The sequence below is a fragment of the Haloarcula sp. Atlit-7R genome, from assembly GCF_003666065.1.
GTDB lineage: Archaea > Halobacteriota > Halobacteria > Halobacteriales > Haloarculaceae > Haloarcula > Haloarcula taiwanensis.
In genome coordinates, this window is the sequence record NZ_QXIK01000006.1 from 163791 (window position 1) to 183816 (window position 20026).

A 20026-nucleotide genomic window follows, 5' to 3' on the forward strand; every position below is an offset into this window, starting at 1 on the left:
GTGAGTAATACCGTTCTTCAATCTAATTTGTGGATGGTGCGTTTCAACCACTCATTCGACCGTCGGAAGGTTCCTGATCAAATATGGTTACTTCAAAACCGGTAAGGTTGCAATTCCTGAGGACTTTCCCTAGAAGGAGTTCGCCAGAGGCTTCGTATATCGAGGAGGATTTCAGCGATATACCTAGCCGCTCAATTGGGGGTCATAAGATTCCGTTACTTGTACAGCCCACAGGAACACTGGGTATACGCTACGATTTATCTCAGACAATGGGAGGAAGAGAATTGCGGATAACCGCGATGTTATCGCGTTTCAGCGATTGTTACGGTCGTCCTGTTTATCCATCACATCTCACCGCCCACCGAAGCTCTAGCTTACCGAGGATCGTCAAAAATTGACTCAGAGAGCACCGTTACCCCTAGAATACCAATGCAACTACTGACTACCCTTATCGGTAACCAGCAAAAAATTATCTAATATATTACATAACAAAGTATTAAGTGGCAAGGTGATGTTGATTTGAAATGCTGGCTGACAGCGTAACGATCCGTCGATACAGCCGGGGGGCTGTGTGAGCGCGATTCCAGACGGGTGGACGATGTCGCAGCACACAGGAAGTGGGTAAATATGGGAGTCAAAGACACCGCACAAACGGAAGCAGAACCGGAGAGTAAACTAAGCGACGAGTCCGTCCCAGCGCCGAAGGGGAAGGAAAGCAGTGCCGACCAAGCGGCGACGCAGGAGCAGGACGATCCCGATATATCTCTGGATGTCATCTTTGAAGTACTGAAAAACAGCCGGCGCAGAGAGGTCCTCCACTTTCTTCGGGAACGAGACGAACAGGTCTCTCTTGGGGAGCTTGCAGAACACGTCGCGGCTATCGAGAACGAGACCACGACTGATGCGTTGACGTCAAGTGAGCGCAAGCGCGTGTATGTCGGTCTTTACCAGTGCCATCTCCCAAAAATGGACGATATCGGCGTCGTTGATTTTAACCAAGACCGTGGGCATATCACCCTTACGCAAAAGGCCGACGACTTCGAAACGTACCTCGACCGCTCTGAGGATGGCGAGAGCGATCGACAGTGGCATCAGTATTACGCAGCCGTTTCGATGCTGGGCGCAATGGTCCTGGCTGCCTCTGTCGCCTTCTCACTCCCCGGGAACATGGTATTGGGACTGTTCTCCCTAGTCGTAGGTGTTGCAGGCGCGTGTTCCGTGTATCACTGGTCCGTAGAGCGGGAAATGCCGGAAAGCGAGTAGCCGGATCAGAAGCGTTTGGTTCCGCGGCGAAGTTTTTACGCAGTACGCGTGGTGAGTCGGCTATGCAGAACGGTACACTTCATCGCCGGCAACATACGTTCGTACTATGGATGGTTCCGGGTTAGGATCAACAATAATAATATCTGCTCTTGCCCCACACTCCAACCGCCCACGGTCGTATAACCCGGCAGCAGCAGCTGGTGCAGTAGAAACACGTAACATCCGGTCTATCAGAGAGTCATTGTTTTCAATGAAAACAGAGCTAAGCAATGATTGCGGCCGAAAGTCGCTGCAAAGGATGTCTACGACGCCGTCTTTGATTGCCTGAGACGCGTCGGGTCCGTCCCACAGACTCCCACCGCGAACCACATTCGGCGCGCCCATCGCCACGGTCAGGTTTAGCTTGGTCGCACGCTGTGCAACACGGTGAGAGAGCGGATACTCGCTGATGTCCACCCCGATGGCAGCAGCGTTATTTACACTCGCAACAGTTTCATCGTCGTGTGAGGCAACCGGTATATTTCTACTGCTCGCTAAATCTGTGATCTCTCGTGCGCGCGCAACTATTTCTGTGTCTGAAACATTGCTGCGGCGTGTCTCAAGGGTCTGAATGCCTGCCTCAAATTCCTTATCGGGGCAGTCATAGCGTTGTGCGATTGTATTTTCGCCAGCGAACTGACCCTGTCCGGGGATGTGTGAGACAAGAGAGACGAGGTCCCCCCCTGATCGGATTCCCTGCGAGACAGCGTCGACTGCCGCTTCATTTGTTAGCTCACACCGCATATGCAGCCTGTTGTCGACACGAGCACCGGTTTTGCGGTCAAAATCCCGTATCTGTTCGGCGAGGCGACGGGCTAATTCGATACTCCGGTTATCATCTGGAACATCTTCGAACGAGATAGCATGATACTTTGTCGTAATACCTGCACTAGCGTTGGCAATATCACAGCGATCCAGAGCGATAGTCGTGTCGACACGCTCCCCGGCTCTCGGAAAGAGATGCCGTTCAATGTCATCACCGTGAAGGTCAATCAGTCCAGGCAGGACATAGTTACCCGTCGCATCAATATCGGGGGTGTCGTGAGGTTCTGCGTCCACTGAGACAATTTTACCGTCAGAAAACGTCACCGTCCCGTTCTCTATTTTCGCCGTAGGCGTAACAACAGTTCCTCCTGATATCAATGTCTGGTTTGCATTATTACTCATGTTCTATGACTCCCTGTATGATAATCAATGTGGTAACACTTCACTGTCTAAAAGGATGAATATATGCTCACTACGGCTACGCTCTGGCCAGATATAGAGTCTATATTTATATAGAATAGGTTGCTGTAGCTGTAGTTTTACCAGATGGGATACTCGGAGACAAGCCAGTCAGTTGCACTCTTTAATCGTAAAAACGAGGCAGACCACTCCAGCAATCGATCATTACTTGAGTTGAGACCCCGCCCGCAAGATTCGAGACCCAAATGGTATTCTGGACAGTTGCCCACATGTCAAGAGTTTATAGTTTACAAGTCAGATTTATATAATATCATAATAGAGTTCACAAAATGCGCGTAATTCTGTCGAATTCATATCCATTAGGTTACACCTACTCGCATAATACCGTATTAACTGGCCGGAAAAGAGTATTTGACCGGTGATTTCTCACTATTTTTCCGATGATAGGAGAGAGTATAATAGCGCCTATATAAAAAACAAGGTCAGTTGCATCAATATCGCGGTTCCAAATAGTGACCACCCACTCACCGCGATATCAGACGCTATCAAGCAACGTCGTCGAGAACTCATCGTCCACGCGAAGTTGTGTGAGGTCCTCTGTGTTGCTATCACTGACATCAGTACCTCACAAAGCCGGTTAGTTAGAACGTCTGCTTGCTGAAGATGTGTCCAAACACCAGCAGCAAGCAGACAGTGAAATCCACGAAGACCAGCTCCTTAACTTCCTCGTCAACCGCCTTGACGAGGAAGTTTCTCTGAATCTCGCCAACAACGCTGAAATCGATGCAGAGGATATCTACGAGGTCCTCGTCGGCGCAACCGCCGACGGGACCTCGATCTCGACGCTATGCGACTCCAGTGAAGACTCGCCATCGCCGAACACGATCCTCTACCACCTGCGGACGAAGTTCGAGCCGGAACGGCTCGAACGAGTCGCTAACACGCTTCTTCGACAAGATATCGTTGAACTGCTTCCCGAGCAGGTGGAGGTCTGCGCAGACCTCCACCTGCGGCCCTACTACGGGGATGAAGACGACACGGAGAACCTCTATCACTCGGAGGCCAAGCGTGGAACCACCGCGTTCCACGCCTACGCCACACTCTACGCGCGTGTGAAGAACAAACGGCACACGCTGGCGGTACGCCGTCTCGAAGACGGCGACACCGCCAGTAGCGTCCTCGCCGAGTTCTTCGGAGTGCTCGACGGCCTTGACACCGAGGTCAAGGCCGTCTACCTTGATCGCGGCTTCTACGACAGCAAATGTCTCACGCTACTACAGGCACACAACTACGCCTACGTAATGCCGATCATTCGGTGGGGTGAGACGATTCAGCAGGAACTCTCGGAAGGATGGAGCCGCGTCATTCAACACGACCTGACAGGGAAACTCGACGGTCACAGCTGGACCGTCGAGTTTCCCGTCTACATCGACTGTACGTACCTGAATGGACGGTATGATGAGAACGGCGTGGCGCGTCACGGCTACGCCGCTGACGCGCCGTTCATCGAGACTCCACGCGACGCCCGATACCACTACAGCAAACGCTTCGGTATCGAGTCGAGCTATCGCTTGTCCGAGCAAGCGATAGCGACGACAACGACGCGAGATGCGACGGTGAGACTGCTGTACGTCGTGGTGAGTCTGCTGTTGCAGAACGCGTGGCGGTATCTCCACTACGAATATGTGGCGACGCCCCGCCGAGGCGGGCGTCGCCTCTGGTGGTGGCCGTACAAGGAGTTCGTGAATATGGTTCGACGAGCCGCGTGGACGGCCCTCGCGGTGCGTCGGGCCGTCCCCGCAAACCGGCCACCTGACGACCGGTTCCAGCGGTAGTCTTCGACCGAGCAAGCCTCTTCAGAAGTGGCAACGCTGTCGCGTCGGCGGCTAAGCGCCGCCGACAGCGACAGCTCCGCCTTCAATAAGCGCTGCTCAACCGCTACCGGCGACTCACCACAGCAGAACAGGTGACTCAGGTCAGGCTAACTGGCGATGCTTTGTGAGGTACTGGACACGGCGATTGCATGTTCAGAACCCGAAGGTTTTAGCGACCAGCGTTTGGAACAATTCCTATGAAAGACTGGATTGATACATATAACGAGCGTGACTGGCAAACCACCACAGATGGGACCATTCGATACGCACTACTCGGCCTCGGGTGGTGGACGATCGACTTGGCGCTCCCCGCGATTCAGAACTCTGAGTTAGGTGAGGTCACGACGTTCGTCAGTAGCTCAGGCAAAAAAGCTGAACGGCTCGCGGACGAGAACGGCGTCAACCACGGGATCAGTTACGAAGAGTTCCACAACGGGGAAGCTGCCAACGCATTTGATGCGGTCTACATTGGAACACCGAACGCCTTGCATCTGGAATACGCTGAGACAGCCGCAGAATTAGGCAAAGCGATCCTGTGTGAGAAACCAATGGAAGCGTCGGTCGGACGGGCAGAGGAAATGGTCGAGGTCTGTGAAGACGCCGCTGTGCCGCTGATGGTTGCCTATCGGATGCAGACTGACCCCGCTGTCAGGCGCGCAAAGGAGCTCATCGAAGACGGATTTATCGGGGAACCAGTATCCGTATACGGAAACAACAGCCAGCCACTGCTTGAGATGAATCCGGACAAAGACCAGTGGCGTCTCGATCCGGATCTGTCAGGATATGGCACCTCAGTGATGGACTTGGGGATTTACTCGATTAACACGACTCGGTTCTTGCTTGACCGGGAACCACTGGCGGTGCAATCGCAGATGGATTCGTATGAGGAGGCGTTTGAAGACGTGCCCGATGAACGCTCTGGGGCCTTGCTTGCGCTGGAGGACGGTGTCAAGATGGTCACGACCGACAGCCAGAACGCCCACAGTGATACACAGCTGAAAATAACTGGCACCGACGGACAAGTCGACATCCGTCCAGCGTTCCACGGGAAGGCAAAACTCCATCTGTCTCGAAACGAGACCGCAATAACTGTCGAACACGAGAGTTTTGACGCGGAGGACGAAATGCGTGAAGAGTTCGATTACTTCGCTGACCGCGTTCTGACCGATGCCGACATTGGTCCGGACGGCCGCCATGGTCTCCAAGATATGCGAGTCATCCGGGCAATTCACGAAGCTGCAGAGAGCGGTGACGTTGTCGAGTTGTAACTAACTCGTTCGAGTTTTCTACTCCTACCGCTTGTTCATTGGCTCGTGACCCGTTCCCGTGTCAATAACGGCTCGTCTAATTCCAGTCCGGAGTAGATATAGCGCTATCGCAGTATGGTATTTCGAATAAACTTCCGGCTGAGAGGTTTTATACCACCCACTGATCCGGAATTGAATATCAATTTTTGGAGACCCAGTCAACTGAGAGCTGTGGCGAAGGTTGACAAGATATCGGACTCCCCGTCGGGTAAAAAGCTATCACCTAGTGATGGGCTAATAATATAATAACATCTGTACAGGCGTTATATTTCGCCAGCGACCCGACACGCTATCGGCGGATAGTGGTCTGGGGAAGTTTTGCTCTTGGTGATAGCCTACTGAATAGACAGGGCAGCTTCTATACAGATTTAAAATTGGTTATATTTTCAGCTGCAGATATCTCGTTTGAATCTGATAATATATGGAAGTATAAGCACGATATTTCATCATTGAAACCGAATCTACAGATTAAAGTGGGCCGATTTACCCCACATTCTCCAGATACATATATGAACAACGTGTTTGTAATTCTAACACAGAGAATATTGACTTATACTCATTGCAGTGATGGCACGATCAGTCGCTTGCACTGCAAGCAAGTCAGAAGCCATTCTTGATTAGGCCATTACCTTTCGTGAACTAACTGGCACTGACAGTCCGAACTGACTGTCCGGGAGTCATTGGGAACTTCTCTGGTGGGACCGTTCAGTGACTAACTGCGTTATTGAGAGGAGTTGCTCAGAGGACTGCTGTGACGAGCACTAATCAAGAGTTGCAATCGGATCTGCTATTACATCTCCGCCATAGACAGCCATGTAATGCGAAAGTCATATAGGGAGTATTAGGCCAACCTAAATCATGGACGAAACAGGAGATACTGGGAGCTTCACCCGGCGCCACTACCTCTCCGGCAGTGGCTTGCTCCTCGACACTTCGATCGTTGCTGGCTGTTCCGGCAACGGTGCTGAATCAGCGAGGACAGCTACATCAAGCAATACCGGCACGGACGGAGCAGCGCCATCAGATAGCGGCTCATACACTGCGTCGGTTTCCCCTGTCGGAGAAGTCGAGTTCGACTCCGTCCCGGAGAATGTCTTCACGATGTACAATCAGTACGCAGACATGCTAGTGGCACTTAATTGCGATGACGCGATCAATTCGATGTTCGTTCCAGATATGGCCGGTCCATCGATGAGCCACTACTACGAGCGACTTTCGGGTGTCTCTTTTGACTGGGAAGACCTTCCAAATCCTTACGATAATTTCAGTAAGGAGTTTTTTTACAGCCTCGATAGCGACATTCACTTCCTTGACCCCGCATGGGCGATTACCCAGGAGAACTGGGATATGGGCGATATCGAAGAGGTTATCCACAACATCGGACCCCTTTTCGGAAATTTCTATAGCGGAACACACGGTGATCCGCAGGAACCATACAGTGAGGACTACCAGTATTACACGCTGTGGGAGATCTTCGGTCGTGTCGCCACCGTGTTTCGATAGCGAGAGCGTTACGAACAGCTCAGATCCGTTCACGAAGGACTCATACAAACCATCCAGACGAACCTTCCACCGCAGGAAGAACGGCCGACAGCAGTTCGGGTTACACTTGGCGACGGCCAGTTTTGGACGTATCACCTCAACCATCCGGGATTCTGGCTCGCCGACACGCGTCCGCTCGCAGCCAACGACGCTTTCGAGGATGAGACGTGGGACGGTCTCTGGGGTTCGGTTGGCTACGAAACGATGCTGGAGGCAGACCCTGACGTAATCCTCCATCTCTGGGGAATGACACCGCGCTACGACATGGACGACGTCCGGAGGAGACTTGCCACACACAGCGTTGGCAAAGAGCTCACGGCAGTCAAAGACAACCGCGTGTACGCGCACGGGATGAGATACCAGGGTCCGATCATGAATCTCTTCCAGATCGAAATGACTGCCAAACAACTGTATCCGGATGTCTTTGGCGAGTGGCCTACCTACGAAAATGAGGACCACTATCCGGAGATTCCACCGGATGAACAGCTTTTCAGCCGCGACCGCGTTGCTATGATCATTACAGACGAATAATGAAGTCGAGGCGCCTCTGAAAGCTATGGCGCATTCCAATCGTATCGCATGACGAGGTCGTCCTCGTCGATTTCGCTGGCGAGTTTGTCCACGAGCTCGTCCTGTTCGAGATCGCCGAACTGCTCCAGTTCGTAGGGCTTGACCGTCACTGGCGAGGACTCACCCTCGGCGATGCGCTCCTGTAGCTTGGCGACGCCGTAGATGAGTGCCTCGGGGCGTGGTGGGCAGCCCGGGACATGGATATCGACCGGAATGACTTGCTCTGCACCCTTGATCACGTTGTATCCCTCCTGGAACGGGCCACCGGATATGGTACACGACCCCATCGAGACGACGAACTTCGGTTCGGGCATCTGGTCATAGACGCGCTTCATCCGCGGTGCGAACTTCGAAACGATGGTCCCCGGGACGATAATCAGGTCTGCCTGTCTCGGCGATGCCCGGGGGACTCCAGCAGCAAATCGGTCGAGGTCGTGTTTTGTAGCGAGAGTGCCCATCATTTCAATGGTGCAACAGGCAATTCCGAACTGCAGCACAAACATCGAAGAGCCTCGAACCCAGTTCATGAACGCGTCGAATTTCGTGAGAATGAACGGAGACGAGCCAAGGACCTCCCGAAGTGTAGAATTAAATCGGTTCTTCGTGGTTCTGCCGCGGGATATTCGCTGGTCAGACTGTGCGTCGTCCATATTTCGCCGATCACTGCTCATGAACAGAGAAAAATAGCTACTGAGAATGAATACGCAAACTGTCGTATGCACTAGTGTCTTTATACGGGAGCCGTCTCAGAACTCGCCTATGAGATATCTCCGCTTGGAGATCAAGTATGCATCGGAGTATCAGCGTCCGATGCACCGTTTCATGACTGAAAGCGAGGCAATCAAGCGCGAATGGCTCGTTACATGGAAAGTGGGCGTCGAGGACAAGATCGCCTATACATTGTTCTATGTCGTTGGAGACCAGGAGGCCTACGAATCGGCGCTTTCTACGGTTGAAAGCATGGAAAGCTACGATATTACACCCGTTCGGGACGAGGCGTTCTACGCGTTCGTCCGTGGCAGAGAGACTGACCAATCACGGCAGTTCTACACGGCGTTCGAGCAACCAACGCTAATGGTCGTTCCACCGGTTGCCTACCGACCGAACGGGACTGTGTTGTTTGATGTCGTTGGGGAACCTGCTGTTCTCGAAGACGTCCGGAGCGAACTCCCCAACGGAATTACCGTAAATGTCCGAAAAGTCGGTGAATACGATGCCAGTCCCGGAACATTCGAAACCGACCTTACTGCACGCCAGCGCGAGGCTCTCGCTACAGCACGGGAAGCCGGTTACTACGATGTCCCACGAAATGGAAGCGTTGAGGACGTCGCCGAGGAGCTCGGTTGTGCGCCCAGTACCGCGTCGAACCATCTCAGGAAAGCGGAGGCACAGCTTGTCGAACGTGTGTTCCGATGACAACTGTAACAGAGACAGTGCCGTTACACATGAGGAGTTATCGCAGCAAAAGCAGGGGTGTCCCTGATAGACACCACCGTGTCCGGAGTTCTACGCGTTATATGTTAAAGTAGGCGGTGGTGCAGAAGTCCTCACAAGGAAGCGGTAGGACGAATCTGATGTGTCTACGACCAGCTCCGTCCTACCAGATAACGCTACGGTCGAACAGGTCTTCAAAACACTGGACACCGAGACAACGGCACTGTTCGAACAGCTTGATCTGTCGTTTCTTACCGACTATCCCGTGTTCGCCCCCGATCTGAGGGGGCGAACACGGGTTCACGAGCCACCAGAACTGTTGAAAGGCGTCATTCACTGCTTCTACAGCGATATCTACGGTCCGCGTCCGATGGCACGAGAACTTCACAACGAGGATGTCTGGCGGCAGTGTGGCTTCGAGAGTCCGCCGTCCCGGCGGACACTCTCGCGGTTCATCGCTGACTTCGAACTTGTCGCAGAGGACGTGTTCATCGACCTAGTCCACGAGCTTGCCGAGCGGCACCTGCTCGGCAAGCTCTTCCGTATCGACGGGACAGACATTCCCGTCGATCACCGTGACGAGGACGCTGAGTGGAACTACGACCACGCTGAAGACGACTACTATTACGGCTACGGCTGTTGTGTCGTGACCGCCGCTAACAACATCCCCGTCGCAGCAGCGTTCACTCCAGCGAAGAAAGTTGATCAGGAGACGGCGATGCGCGTCACGCGTGACGCGCTCGCCGTCGAAACCCCACGCTGGATGGTCGGTGATTCGGAGTTCGACATGCTGGAGTGGCACGACCACCTGCTGGCGCAGGCGGTCGTGCCGATTGCTCCGTACAACCCGCGGAACACGAACGATCCGCTCGATATTGACTACCGCGTTGAGGAACGGATCAAAGAGCACAGCGACACGGTGCGTCTCTGGCAGAAACAGCTCAAAGAGACATATTCGTACCGCTCACAGGTTGAAACAGCAATCGGCGTCTGTAAGGATCTCGGCCTCGGGACCCCGCGGGTCCGAGGCCGAGTGAGAGTCAAAGCACACGTCTTCCTCGCTCTTTGTCTCCGCTTGGCCGTTGCACTCGCTAATCACTATCGAGGAAACGATGTCGCTAGCCCCACAATCACGCTATGAGAACACTTCTGCCCCACCGCCTGTTAAAGTATAGAAACTCCGGTCGTCGGTGACAACACCACTCTGTCCGCTGTTCTATATCCTGAAAATGGCCCCGTATCGTTTAGATTCGACACCACAATGTCCGCCGTTCCTAAGTGGACTGGAAATCCGAGAGCGTCGCTTCACTGTCGACGAGGTTAGTGACGGATTTGTGAATTCCAACGTCGTCGACGGTCTTCTCAAGTGCTGCGAGGATCATTTCCGGGTCCATCTCGAGAGAATACTCGCGATACGTTCCCCCACGTCGTCCCTCGTTTCGCTCGATTGCTGAGATAATGCCTAACATCGACAGCTCACCGAGATGGTCACGCATTCGGCGTGGAACGAGTGGATCGATTCCCGCCTTTTCGGCGAAGTTCGTGTATCGAGGTCTGATGTCCCGTGTCCGGGCCGGCGTCTTCCCCTCCTGGTCGAGCGTAACCATTGCGTACACGACCAGATGACCGTGTTGGGTCAGTCCCGAGATCCCTTCCTGGATCCGACCGCGTTCCAGAACGTCGCGTGCCTCTCGAACAAGGTCTTCCGAGATCGTGTCGGTGGCTTTGTCGCGAGCCAGATCACCCGTTTTCATCAACAAGTCGAGTGACTGTCGCGCGTCACCCGCATCTTTCGCGCCGTATGCAGCACACAGTTCGATGACACCATCTTCGAGAACGCCATCGTGAAACGCTACGTCAGCGCGTTGTCGCAGGATCTGGATCAACTCCTTTGCGTCGTATGCGGGAAACTGGATTTCCTCTTCACAGAGCGAACTCTTGACTTTTGGGGAGAGATCATCGCGAAAAGAAAAGTCGTTCGAGATACCGATGATACCGATCTTTGCAGAACTTAGATTATCATTCGCTCGCGCACGCGGGAGTTGATAGAGAATGCTATCATCTTCAATGTGATCGACTTCGTCAAGAACGATGTAGATAGTACCGCCACAGGAGTCGAGTTCGGTCCACAGCATATCATACACCGTCGCACGAGGATATCCAGTCGTACTGATCTGACTCGTTTCGTCCCTGAATTCGTTGACGAGTCGGGTAGCGATCTGATAGCTGCTGGAAAGGCCATCACAGTTTAACATCTTCACCGTGAGATCGATATCCTCGTATTTCGCCGCGTCTTCTTCGAGATGGTCGATTAGATACCGCGTGCCAGCGGTCTTTCCAACCCCCGTTTTACCGTATAAAAAAATGTTGTTTGGCTGTTCACCGTTGATTACGGGCTGGAGAGCCGCTCGATACCGATTTAGTTCAGTGTCACGCCCAACAAGGTTCTCAGGCTGATAGTCCTCTCGAAGGGCATCCCGATCTAGGTAAATTTCGGTGTCGCGTTCGAACATCCCCATAGTCGTTGCTTGATGTATTGTAAGGAAGTTATATAAAACCACCCCTGTCCGGAGTGTCCGGAGTGTCCGCTGTTCTTTTCTTTATAAGTAATACGGGGCACCCTCCCACCCCACTATGTCCGCAGTAACTAGGAGAGAAGGGGAGAGGGGGTAGAACCTGATCATAAATAGAGGAAAAGTTTATATCCTCTTACGTAGAACTAAACCGTACCGCAATTTTACAGTCGTATTACAAACCACTACAGTGTTATGTGGTAGGCTGTCTAGACTAGACAAACTACATTCCAACTCAAAAATTGCCGTCTCTGCTTCCCCCTTCCCGCTCTTTTCGAAGAACAGCGGACAAAGTGGGGTGGGAGTCTTCGCTCCGGCCATTTGTCGAATTCATACTTGTTAGCCCCTCTCTGCACACCTCATAGCGGTAACGCAGTTCTGGGACACACCATTGTGTCCGCTGTTCTCCCGTCCGGCCGCCAGAACAGCGGACATCGTGGTGTGGCTACACCGGAATTACACCACAATGTCCGCAGTAATGTGGCGGTATAGAGCTCCTGACACAGCATTACTGCAGACACTGTGGTGTACTCTGTGTCCTGCTGTTTACTTGGCAACTCGTAGTGGCCGGTGCAGCGCTCTCGAACATCCACCCTGCCCACTACTGGACCCAGATCGTCACTGAATACTACTTGCTTTACCGTTCGGTAATAGACTGTTTGCCCGTCATCACGATACCCAACTACCCAACTGATGGATTCTGCTGCCTCCAGGCACTGTCTAGTTCTGAATGACCTCAGCTGGCGTTTTACCGTCGAGTGCTTGGTTTGGCCGTTCGTGGTTGTAGTGGTGTCTGAAGCGCCGTAACCACTGTTTCGCGCTGGATTGACTGCCCCGCCAAAACGAGTGAAAGCGGTCGATTCGCATGGTCACAGTCTGGAACCACTTTTCGATGTGGTTCCGGATTCGGTAGTCGAGCCGACCGCTCAGATCGTGGCGTGAGAGGGCAGTCAGATAGCCGCCAGCATCGACGAGAAACACTGAATCGGCGACATCGTGTTTCTCAATGAGTCGATGCAGGAACGCCGCCGCGGGGTCAGTCCCGCGGCGGCTGAACATGTCGATTTCGAGCAATAATTTCGACTCTGTGTCGACAGCGGCGTAGAGCCACTTTTTCTCGCCGTCAACCTCGATTTGTTTCTCATCGACTGCGACCCGCGACGGCGACGCCGTCGCGGGTCGCTCTGGGCTTCAGACAACGTATGAACCCAGTTCCAGACCGCACCGTGAGAGCGATCGACACCCAGCAGGTCTAAGATAGCGACCGTCTCCCTGATCGACAGCCCCGCCGAGTGGAGACGCACCCCAAATCGCCGGACGGGTGTCGGAGTGCGCTCGTTCTCCCAAACATCTTGACTGTCCTCGTCTAACGTTTCGTTGAGCAGGTCTGCGAGTGTCATGAACACCTCTCGCTACGGCCTGCTCACTTCTCAACCCCTCAACTAGACAGTGCCCGTTAGTCCCTTCTATCAGAGAGATTAACCGAGCGTCGAGATTCAGTACCAGAGAGTCGATATATGGTAATAAATCTACGAGAAAAAGAGTCGTCTATGCGTTCTTATTTTTACTACGGCATATATGTGTGTGTGTATTTTCGTTTTTTGTACTTTTCCTGAAATACGGAATCTATATTTGCCTCTCTCAATTTTGTATCCCAGTATCTCTGCACAGAGTGTAACGGTAATGGCATCTGGAAAATGGCTAATCTACGGCGGTTCCAGATGCCACCTGTTCGGACCAGCTTAGTCATCCTCGGCCGTCGGAGCAATCGGCTCCGTCAAGTCGGTTCCGGATAGCGCGGACGGGCACGCCGAGTGGGTACAGATCGCGTTGATTCTGTACCGTGTCGAACTGGAGAAGAGTCTCCGTGAGACGGAAGCCAATCTCAACGAGATGCCCGGTATTCCCGCCGTGTTCGGCTCTGAGGAGACACCGCATATAGCTCGCTGTGCCGGTGGGAACAAGAGTACCGGATGCGTGAGCTCCGCCGCCTGACTCCCTTCTCCGGACGTATCTAGGAGAGGAATCGACGTCGCCACCGAAACAATGGAGTGAAATAAAATTTTTTGACTTTTCAGCAGATATTGTGAGTGGCGGCTGCTGTGTCTTCTGAGGTCGAAAAAGCCGTTTTTAGCGGCGTAAAATTGTGGATTAGTAACCCTACGACGACGCTATCTTGCGTGCAACAAAATAAGTTCGCGACTCATGTTCGGGAAACCCCTCACCCGGCGGAGGCTCACAAAATACGGGCGAGTTCCCTTGCTGTCAGACTAGGATTGCTCTAGCGGTTCGACCCACCCGGGAGCGCAATCGTGTGTGCCGCCGTAGATCGAGTGGTCGGGATACTGGTCGTCGGCAGCCTCGACAGAGACGATCACGTTGCCGCCGGAACACGAAACTTCTGTAACGGTTTCGACGACTACATCGAGTGGGCCGTCTCCCTCGGTCCAGTCGGCTCGAACGTGGTCGCCTCGGTCGAAGTCATACTCCTCGAAGGAAGGTGCTGTCGTACTCATGCTCTCCTCCGGCTCCGAGGGAGACACAAAATGGCTCGGATACCAGCCAGAGTGCTGATACTGCTTGCCGAGAGAAGAAGAACTGATGACCGAATTGCGGGTCCGGAAACCCGATGGCTGGACAATCGTCTCGTCTCCCGACGCAGTTGCGACAACCTCGGTTGTCGGTGGGAAGGTTGACGGTCAGCTGTGCCTGACTCTTGCCGGCGAACGGGAGGGCGGTCCCCGCATCATCGAAGCCGGTATTCTTGATGTCGGCCCCGAGAGAGCGGTCCCGCTATCTGTGGGACAGCGTCCTCTGGGGCAATCGTTCCGTCACTGCATGGTTGTGTGTATCAAACCTGCCCTCCCTGTGGACCGTCACCCGTCCTCCGTCGGCGTTGCCGTGACGACAAAGGGGTCAGTCTTCAAACCGGTCGCGTCCGGATTGGCTCTAGCGACTCGGTCATGTGTATTGCCGTCTCCTCCATGAAGTCCAGACACTCGTATGACACTTCCTCGTCCTCGGGGCTCATCTGAAGGGTAAATCTGGTTTCGAAGTACAGCGTCCGGCCGTCAACCTCATAGGGGAGATAGGTCCCCCAGAACGTTTTGCTTCGGGCAGTCTCTGTGAATAGAGACGCGGTGACCGCCTCCCCGTTGAACTCGGTCTGGGTCAACTCTTCCCAAGTCTCGGAAAAAATTGCTTGGTCCTGTGTCGTTCCGCGCCCGAATTGCTGGAGGTTGAGTTGGAGGAAGACCCCATCCTGACTGTTTGGTCCGAGCGTGACTATGAATAACCCCTGAGCGTTCTCGTCGAACCTCGGCGTCGCTTCCGACTGGTCGCCGAACACATCTGGGTAGTCACAGGTATACGCGAACGGGCGCTCGCCGGGCTCAAACCGCCGGTAGTCCGATCCGAGGTCTTGACAGACCCGGACACTGCTCCCGTCGCTTCCATCACTTCCGCCGCTACTGTCCGACCCGCCATTTCCGTTCCCGTTCCCACTTGCTCCATCAGCGTTGTTGTCCGTCCCGCCGTTGCTCTCCCCGTCGTCGCCTGCTTGGTCGTCGCCGGAACACCCGGCGAGCCCCCATCGTGACCGCCGTCCCGAGCGAGACAAGCACCCGTCGCCTCCCGTGTCGGTTCCGGCTGGTTCTGTTGTTGCTATCTTACTATATAATTGACAATACTGAAGGAGGGAGAATAAGCCTGTTCACCATCCGTTCTATGATCACCCCGTTTTGCCAGGAAGCAACTCTACTCTAACAGAACACTGTTGTTTAGCCGGAAATAAACCTACCATCGAATAGATTCCGGCTGTTGCCACAGATAGTCGAGCGCAACAGACACTGGCAGGGAGACACGGCCGGTGCGCAGAAAGCAGATTGGTCCGCTTATTCGACGACGATAGCGCCTTTCATACCGACGCCCTCATGCGGGACACAGACGTACAGCACCGTCTTGGCTTCGTCGAAGGTCTGTGTATACGTCGCGCCTTCCTGTGACTTTTGCTCACTCGCGAAATCGGTACCGTGCTGTGCGACGACGTTGTGAGTACTTCCTTGGCCCGTCCACTCCCAGGTGACTGTCGTCCCGCTGTCGACGCGAATCGCTGCCGGACCAAAGCCGAAGTACGCGCCGTTTGCCTCAACACCGACGTTGACTGTGACGGAGTCAGAACCAGTCTTGTCGACGATGCTGTTGTAGTTGTCCGTCTCCGAGAGGAACTCGTCGACAGATGGTGACCCTCCGGTTTCCACAGGCGTGTCAGCCGGTGTCGATTTCGGAGACGGCGTGTCGTCACTCGACTCGGCCACGTCTTGGGCTGTGGAATCGCCGCCACATCCGGCGACAGCACCGGCAACTGCGACCCCCGCAGTGCGCAGGAGTGCCCGTCTGCTGTATGAACTAGTCATTATCAACAGTGTGCACAAGCGAGACCAACTCAATATATGTTTGGGTGAATGAATTATACAATGAGGTTGCAACAGAATTTCGTATTAGTATATACAACAGTGCTGGACAAATTTGAGACGTTTTGGCAGTTATTCCGGAGCTTTCACTCCCTCAGCGAAATCGAAAAGAACTCGAATATCCCGCAATCGCGTCTTGGTCACGATTTTGATAGCAGATAGTGGGATTTTTCGGCAATATCTCCGCAGGCGGAACAAGGAACGGTGAAGAGAAAGTCTAGATAGCGAATTTTAGTATCTCCCCAATATATAAGTGATGTCTGATATCATAATGTGTTACGTCATGTCATACGAAGACATCCGTGACAAAATCAGCGAAACGAGCAGGCGGAAGTTCATCGCTGCTCTGAGCATCACAGCGGGTGCATCACTGGCTGGCTGTAGTATGGGTGGCAGCGATGACGATACGCCGACGTCAGAACCCAAAGCCGCACCAAGCCAGACTCCAGACGAACCAGCGGAACCGCCCGAGCCGCCCGAACCGGACGACCGAATCACGTCCGCGCGACGCATCGGACCCCGCGACGTGAGCGACTTCGGGTTCGAGGACCTGTGGGCCTACCGGAAGCGCCAGGCCGTCGAGGCACTGGTCTCCGACCCGCGTGTCAACGACGTCGCCAGCGACTGGGTCGCCTCCTTCGAAGCATACGACCCGCTGACGAACCGCCTCGACGCGGTCAGCATTCAGGGGACCACCGGGATGGCCGTCGATGGCGGTCCAGACGACACACCGTTCGAGGTCACAGCGAAGAACCGACAGGTCGCTTACGGACTGGTCGACCGAGTGACCGACGAACTCGTCGGGTTGAAAATCAACGACCCGATCGACGTGACTTGGACGCGAGGTGACTGGAACGACACCCAGCGGGCCCGCCACGAGAAGATGCTGGACAAAGAAGAAATCTGGCAACACCTCGAGGGCAAGGAGTGGTACCCGATGGTCAAGGCCGCAGAAATCATCACCAGCTACGGCGATCACGCCCACGGTGAAGCCTCCAACCTCGCGTACTTCGTGATGGACGGGGGTGAACTGAAGGTTGTCAGCGGCTTCATGGACGTGACTGGTGTGGAAGCCGAGTTGCTCGACGTACACATCGTCAACGACTTTGCCGAACACCCGGCCTACAGGATAGCCCAGAACACCGGGACCGTAGGCGAGTCTGTGCTGGGCGAGGTTCCGGAACCGCCGGTGATGCAACGGCCACAGATTACGGCTCCAAACGGCTACCACCGCATCGAAGAGCCACCGAACGAATTCGAACAGGACGGCTGGTCAATAAACTGGAGTGGTCCCCGGACGGTCGGAGCCGAAGTCAGCGCAGACTTCAACGGGAAGCCGGTCTTCTCGCTGACTGCCCCCTACAGCACGTCCACCTGCTACGACATGCCCAAACGAAACGGCCGGAACACCCGCGAGTGGATGTTCCCCGACAACGAGCCGGTCATCAGCGGCGAACTCCTCTACTGGGATATTCACAGTCTCAGTCTCGGCGGTCCCGGAATCCTCGGCAAGACCGAATACCCATCGACACAGAGCCGTCCAGCGGGGTTCAATATCCGTACGCACTACCACACGGGTGCAGTCCAGAACGCGCGTGATTTCCACTCTGGACATCGTTTCGCACCGTACAACTACTACATCAACTACCAGTTCTACGAGGACGGCGTCTTCATGCCGGTGTTCCAACGGCACGGTCCCGGCTACGTCAACGAGTTCTACGAGTACCGCGAGCGCGAGAACGACGGCCCCGCGCAGTACTATTTGGAAAACTGGCTGACGAAGCCGACGCCAGGGACCACAGATGGCGTCGAAACGAAAATATTTGACGGCAACGAGTGGCAAGCTCCCGAAACCGAGTTTTACTTGGGCAGTAACGAGGTGAGCGAAGAGCATCTACTCCGGTTTACAAACCCCGACGGTCCGGAAACCATCGACATCCCACTAGACAATTTGAAGGAAGTCGTTGTTGTCAGGCCGAAAGACGACGAAATCGGTGAGGTGATCCGAGCTAATCCGCAGAACCCGATGCCGGAACTCAACTTCTACCACCCCGCACAGTATGTCGATAACGAACCGATTCAGGGCGAGGAAGTCTTCTTCTGGCTCCTGATGGAAGCTCCCACTGACGAAGTGCCACACGCTTCAGGAATTACGACCTACACACAGATAGGCGAGTTCAACCTCAGCGGTTACTGACCATCGCCCAGGTCCATCGTTATGGATTTCGTCTGGGTATACTCCCGAAGCGTCTCCATTGCCCCTTCTCGACCGATGCCGGATTGTTTGTAGCCGCCGAAGGGCTGGCCTGCCGGCAGACGGTTGAACGTGTTGACCCAGATGTTGCCGGCCATGATGTCATCGGCGATGCGGTGGGCGAACGAGAGGTTGTCGGTCACCACCCCGGCAGCAAGGCCGTAATCGACGTTGTTCGCGCGTGCGATCATCTCGTCGTAGTCGTCCCACTCAAGCATGACCTCGACGGGGCCGAAAATCTCCTGTGTCGCAACGGTGCTATCGGCGCCGACATCCGCGATAACAGTTGGTTCGACGAAACAGCCTTCAGCGAGGATCCCCTCCTCAACAGTGCCACCGCCCCGAAGAATGCTTGCATCTGAGTCTCTGGCGAGGCCGATGTAGTGCAGCGTCTTTTCGACTTCTGCACGGCTGACTTGTGGGCCGATGTCAGTGGATTCCTCAAGCGGGTCGCCCATTCGGAGTTGGCCAACGGCGTCAAGAAACGCATCGACGAACTCGTCTGCGATGCTCTCGTGGATGAACAATCGTGTCCCGGCACTACAGCACTCGCCGCCGTTGAAAAACATCGCGTCAACAGCGATGTCTGCTGCCTCTGTCGGGTCTGCGTCCGGCGCAATGATGAGTGGACTCTTCCCGCCGAGTTCGAGCGTGATGTCACTAATCGTGTTCGCGGCGGCTTTCATCACGCCCTGTCCCACTTCCGTCGAGCCGGTGAAAGCCACCTTTGGAACGCGCTCATGAGAAACCAGCGGCGCACCGGTCTCGGGTCCGAATCCGGTGACGACGTTGACGACGCCGTCTGGTAACACGTCCGCAATCTCGCGCATGTACGTAAGCAGTGAAATCGGTGTCTGCTCGGCTGGTTTGAGAACCACCGTGTTGCCGGCGGCGAGTGCCGGCGCGAGTTTCCAGGTGGCGAGCAACAGCGGGAAGTTCCAAGGGACGACCTGTCCAACGACGCCGTAGGGTTCCCGTCGTGTCTGGATGTGCAACTCCTTATGTGGGACGGTTTTTCCTTCGATATTTCGGGCGGCACTGGCGAAGTATCGGAAGTGGTCGACGGCGAGTTCGATATCTTGGCGAGCTTCAGTAATGGGTTTCCCGTTGTCGAGTACCTCGATAAGCGCGAAGTCCTCGGCGCACGCTTCGAGTCGGTCGGCCATTGTCAGGAGCAACTGCTGTCTCTCCGCCGGCGTGGTCTCTGACCAGTGTTGCTCGTATGCTTCCCAAGCGGCATCGACCGCTCTGTTGACTTCCTCTTTGGTCCCCTCATAGACGCTCACCAGCGACTCACCCGTCGTCGGATCTATGGACTGAAACGTGTCGTCGCCACGTCCGGTAATCCACTTGCCATTGACGAAGTGTTTGAGCGGTCCTGACGGGAGTAGCGATTCAGCAAGCTCCGCGTGCCGGGCCTTGATTCGCAGTGTGTCGATCTCTGAATGAGATGCCATCCTAACCCTACTGATACACCTTGTTCAATGGTGTCTCTACACACACTGCGTAAGCA

Annotated in this window: 13 protein-coding genes and 3 pseudogenes; 8 read left to right on the plus strand and 8 right to left on the minus strand. The window is 54.5% G+C overall.

Annotated elements, in window-relative coordinates; all coding sequences use genetic code 11:
* The first annotated feature begins 627 nt into the window (after positions 1-627).
* On the plus strand, positions 628-1263 hold the full coding sequence (locus tag D3D01_RS13910) for a hypothetical protein (RefSeq protein WP_121512584.1): 636 nt from the start codon (positions 628-630) through the stop codon (positions 1261-1263).
* Positions 1264-1323: 60 nt separating this feature from the next.
* Here the strand turns inward: D3D01_RS13910 and D3D01_RS13915 are convergent, their stop codons facing one another.
* Positions 1324-2469, minus strand: a complete 1146-nt coding sequence (locus D3D01_RS13915) for an alpha-D-ribose 1-methylphosphonate 5-triphosphate diphosphatase (RefSeq protein ID WP_101351652.1) — start codon at positions 2467-2469, stop codon at positions 1324-1326.
* Positions 2470-3152: 683 nt separating this feature from the next.
* Between D3D01_RS13915 and D3D01_RS13920 the strand changes: the two genes are divergently transcribed.
* The 3 genes and pseudogenes from D3D01_RS13920 to D3D01_RS13930 all read left to right on the plus strand — a co-directional run bounded on the left by D3D01_RS13920 (position 3153) and on the right by D3D01_RS13930 (position 7741).
* On the plus strand, positions 3153-4322 hold the full coding sequence (locus D3D01_RS13920; protein ID WP_121512585.1) for an ISH3 family transposase: 1170 nt from the start codon (positions 3153-3155) through the stop codon (positions 4320-4322).
* A 236-nt stretch (positions 4323-4558) separates the two neighbouring features.
* The gene (gene gfo6 / locus D3D01_RS13925; RefSeq protein ID WP_121512586.1) at positions 4559-5629 is read left to right on the plus strand and encodes a D-xylose 1-dehydrogenase Gfo6; all 1071 of its coding nucleotides are present in this window, start codon (positions 4559-4561) and stop codon (positions 5627-5629) included.
* An 897-nt stretch (positions 5630-6526) separates the two neighbouring features.
* Positions 6527-7741 (plus strand): annotated as a pseudogene (locus D3D01_RS13930) (ABC transporter substrate-binding protein).
* A gap of 23 nt (positions 7742-7764) precedes the next feature.
* On the opposite strand, the gene D3D01_RS13935 reads toward D3D01_RS13930, so the two are convergent.
* Entirely contained in the window at positions 7765-8451 is a 687-nt protein-coding gene (locus tag D3D01_RS13935; protein ID WP_101351649.1) for an NADH-quinone oxidoreductase subunit B, read from the minus strand.
* Between the two features lie 88 nt (positions 8452-8539).
* Between D3D01_RS13935 and D3D01_RS13940 the strand changes: the two genes are divergently transcribed.
* Together D3D01_RS13940 and D3D01_RS13945 are read left to right on the plus strand one after the other, a co-directional pair.
* A complete protein-coding gene (locus tag D3D01_RS13940) occupies positions 8540-9196 on the plus strand; it encodes a helix-turn-helix domain-containing protein (protein WP_233563362.1) in 657 nt (218 codons plus the stop codon).
* A gap of 160 nt (positions 9197-9356) precedes the next feature.
* On the plus strand, positions 9357-10355 hold the full coding sequence (locus D3D01_RS13945; protein ID WP_121512587.1) for a transposase: 999 nt from the start codon (positions 9357-9359) through the stop codon (positions 10353-10355).
* A gap of 133 nt (positions 10356-10488) precedes the next feature.
* Here the strand turns inward: D3D01_RS13945 and D3D01_RS13950 are convergent, their stop codons facing one another.
* Both D3D01_RS13950 and D3D01_RS13955 read right to left on the minus strand, forming a co-directional pair.
* Complete coding sequence (locus D3D01_RS13950) at positions 10489-11733, minus strand: Cdc6/Cdc18 family protein (RefSeq protein ID WP_101351648.1); 1245 nt, start codon at positions 11731-11733, stop codon at positions 10489-10491.
* 774 nt (positions 11734-12507) lie between these two features.
* A pseudogene (locus D3D01_RS13955) lies at positions 12508-13187 on the minus strand (IS6 family transposase).
* A gap of 367 nt (positions 13188-13554) precedes the next feature.
* Between D3D01_RS13955 and D3D01_RS13960 the strand changes: the two are divergent.
* Positions 13555-13781: pseudogene (locus D3D01_RS13960) on the plus strand (IS5/IS1182 family transposase); the annotation flags it as partial.
* Between the two features lie 276 nt (positions 13782-14057).
* On the opposite strand, the gene D3D01_RS13965 reads toward D3D01_RS13960, so the two are convergent.
* The 3 genes from D3D01_RS13965 to D3D01_RS13975 all read right to left on the minus strand — a co-directional run bounded on the left by D3D01_RS13965 (position 14058) and on the right by D3D01_RS13975 (position 16202).
* Positions 14058-14303: a hypothetical protein gene (locus D3D01_RS13965; RefSeq protein WP_121512588.1), complete on the minus strand. Its 246-nt coding sequence runs from the start codon at positions 14301-14303 to the stop codon at positions 14058-14060.
* Between the two features lie 407 nt (positions 14304-14710).
* Positions 14711-15406, minus strand: a complete 696-nt coding sequence (locus tag D3D01_RS13970; protein WP_233563363.1) for a hypothetical protein — start codon at positions 15404-15406, stop codon at positions 14711-14713.
* A 274-nt stretch (positions 15407-15680) separates the two neighbouring features.
* Entirely contained in the window at positions 15681-16202 is a 522-nt protein-coding gene (locus D3D01_RS13975) for a halocyanin domain-containing protein (RefSeq protein WP_121512589.1), read from the minus strand.
* Positions 16203-16542: 340 nt separating this feature from the next.
* Between D3D01_RS13975 and D3D01_RS13980 the strand changes: the two genes are divergently transcribed.
* Positions 16543-18456: a hypothetical protein gene (locus D3D01_RS13980; protein WP_233563365.1), complete on the plus strand. Its 1914-nt coding sequence runs from the start codon at positions 16543-16545 to the stop codon at positions 18454-18456.
* Here the strand turns inward: D3D01_RS13980 and D3D01_RS13985 are convergent.
* Positions 18450-19970, minus strand: coding sequence for an aldehyde dehydrogenase (locus D3D01_RS13985; RefSeq protein WP_121512591.1), 1521 nt, complete (start codon positions 19968-19970; stop codon positions 18450-18452). The two genes, D3D01_RS13980 and D3D01_RS13985, sit on opposite strands and share 7 nt — an antisense overlap.
* Between the last annotated feature and the right edge of the window lie 56 nt (positions 19971-20026).

Excerpts from the sequence above, each read along its gene's own strand:
- gfo6 (WP_121512586.1), top strand. The coding sequence starts at position 4,559 with ATGAAAGACTGGATTGATACATATAACGAGCGTGACTGGCAAACCACC.
- D3D01_RS13910 (WP_121512584.1), top strand. The coding sequence starts at position 628 with ATGGGAGTCAAAGACACCGCACAAACGGAAGCAGAACCGGAGAGTAAA.
- D3D01_RS13965 (WP_121512588.1), bottom strand. The coding sequence starts at position 14,303 with ATGAGTACGACAGCACCTTCCTTCGAGGAGTATGACTTCGACCGAGGC.
- D3D01_RS13975 (WP_121512589.1), bottom strand. The coding sequence starts at position 16,202 with ATGACTAGTTCATACAGCAGACGGGCACTCCTGCGCACTGCGGGGGTC.
- D3D01_RS13940 (WP_233563362.1), top strand. The coding sequence starts at position 8,540 with ATGAGATATCTCCGCTTGGAGATCAAGTATGCATCGGAGTATCAGCGT.
- D3D01_RS13980 (WP_233563365.1), top strand. The coding sequence starts at position 16,543 with ATGTCATACGAAGACATCCGTGACAAAATCAGCGAAACGAGCAGGCGG.
- D3D01_RS13985 (WP_121512591.1), bottom strand. The coding sequence starts at position 19,970 with ATGGCATCTCATTCAGAGATCGACACACTGCGAATCAAGGCCCGGCAC.
- D3D01_RS13950 (WP_101351648.1), bottom strand. The coding sequence starts at position 11,733 with ATGGGGATGTTCGAACGCGACACCGAAATTTACCTAGATCGGGATGCC.
- D3D01_RS13915 (WP_101351652.1), bottom strand. The coding sequence starts at position 2,469 with ATGAGTAATAATGCAAACCAGACATTGATATCAGGAGGAACTGTTGTT.
- D3D01_RS13935 (WP_101351649.1), bottom strand. The coding sequence starts at position 8,451 with ATGAGCAGTGATCGGCGAAATATGGACGACGCACAGTCTGACCAGCGA.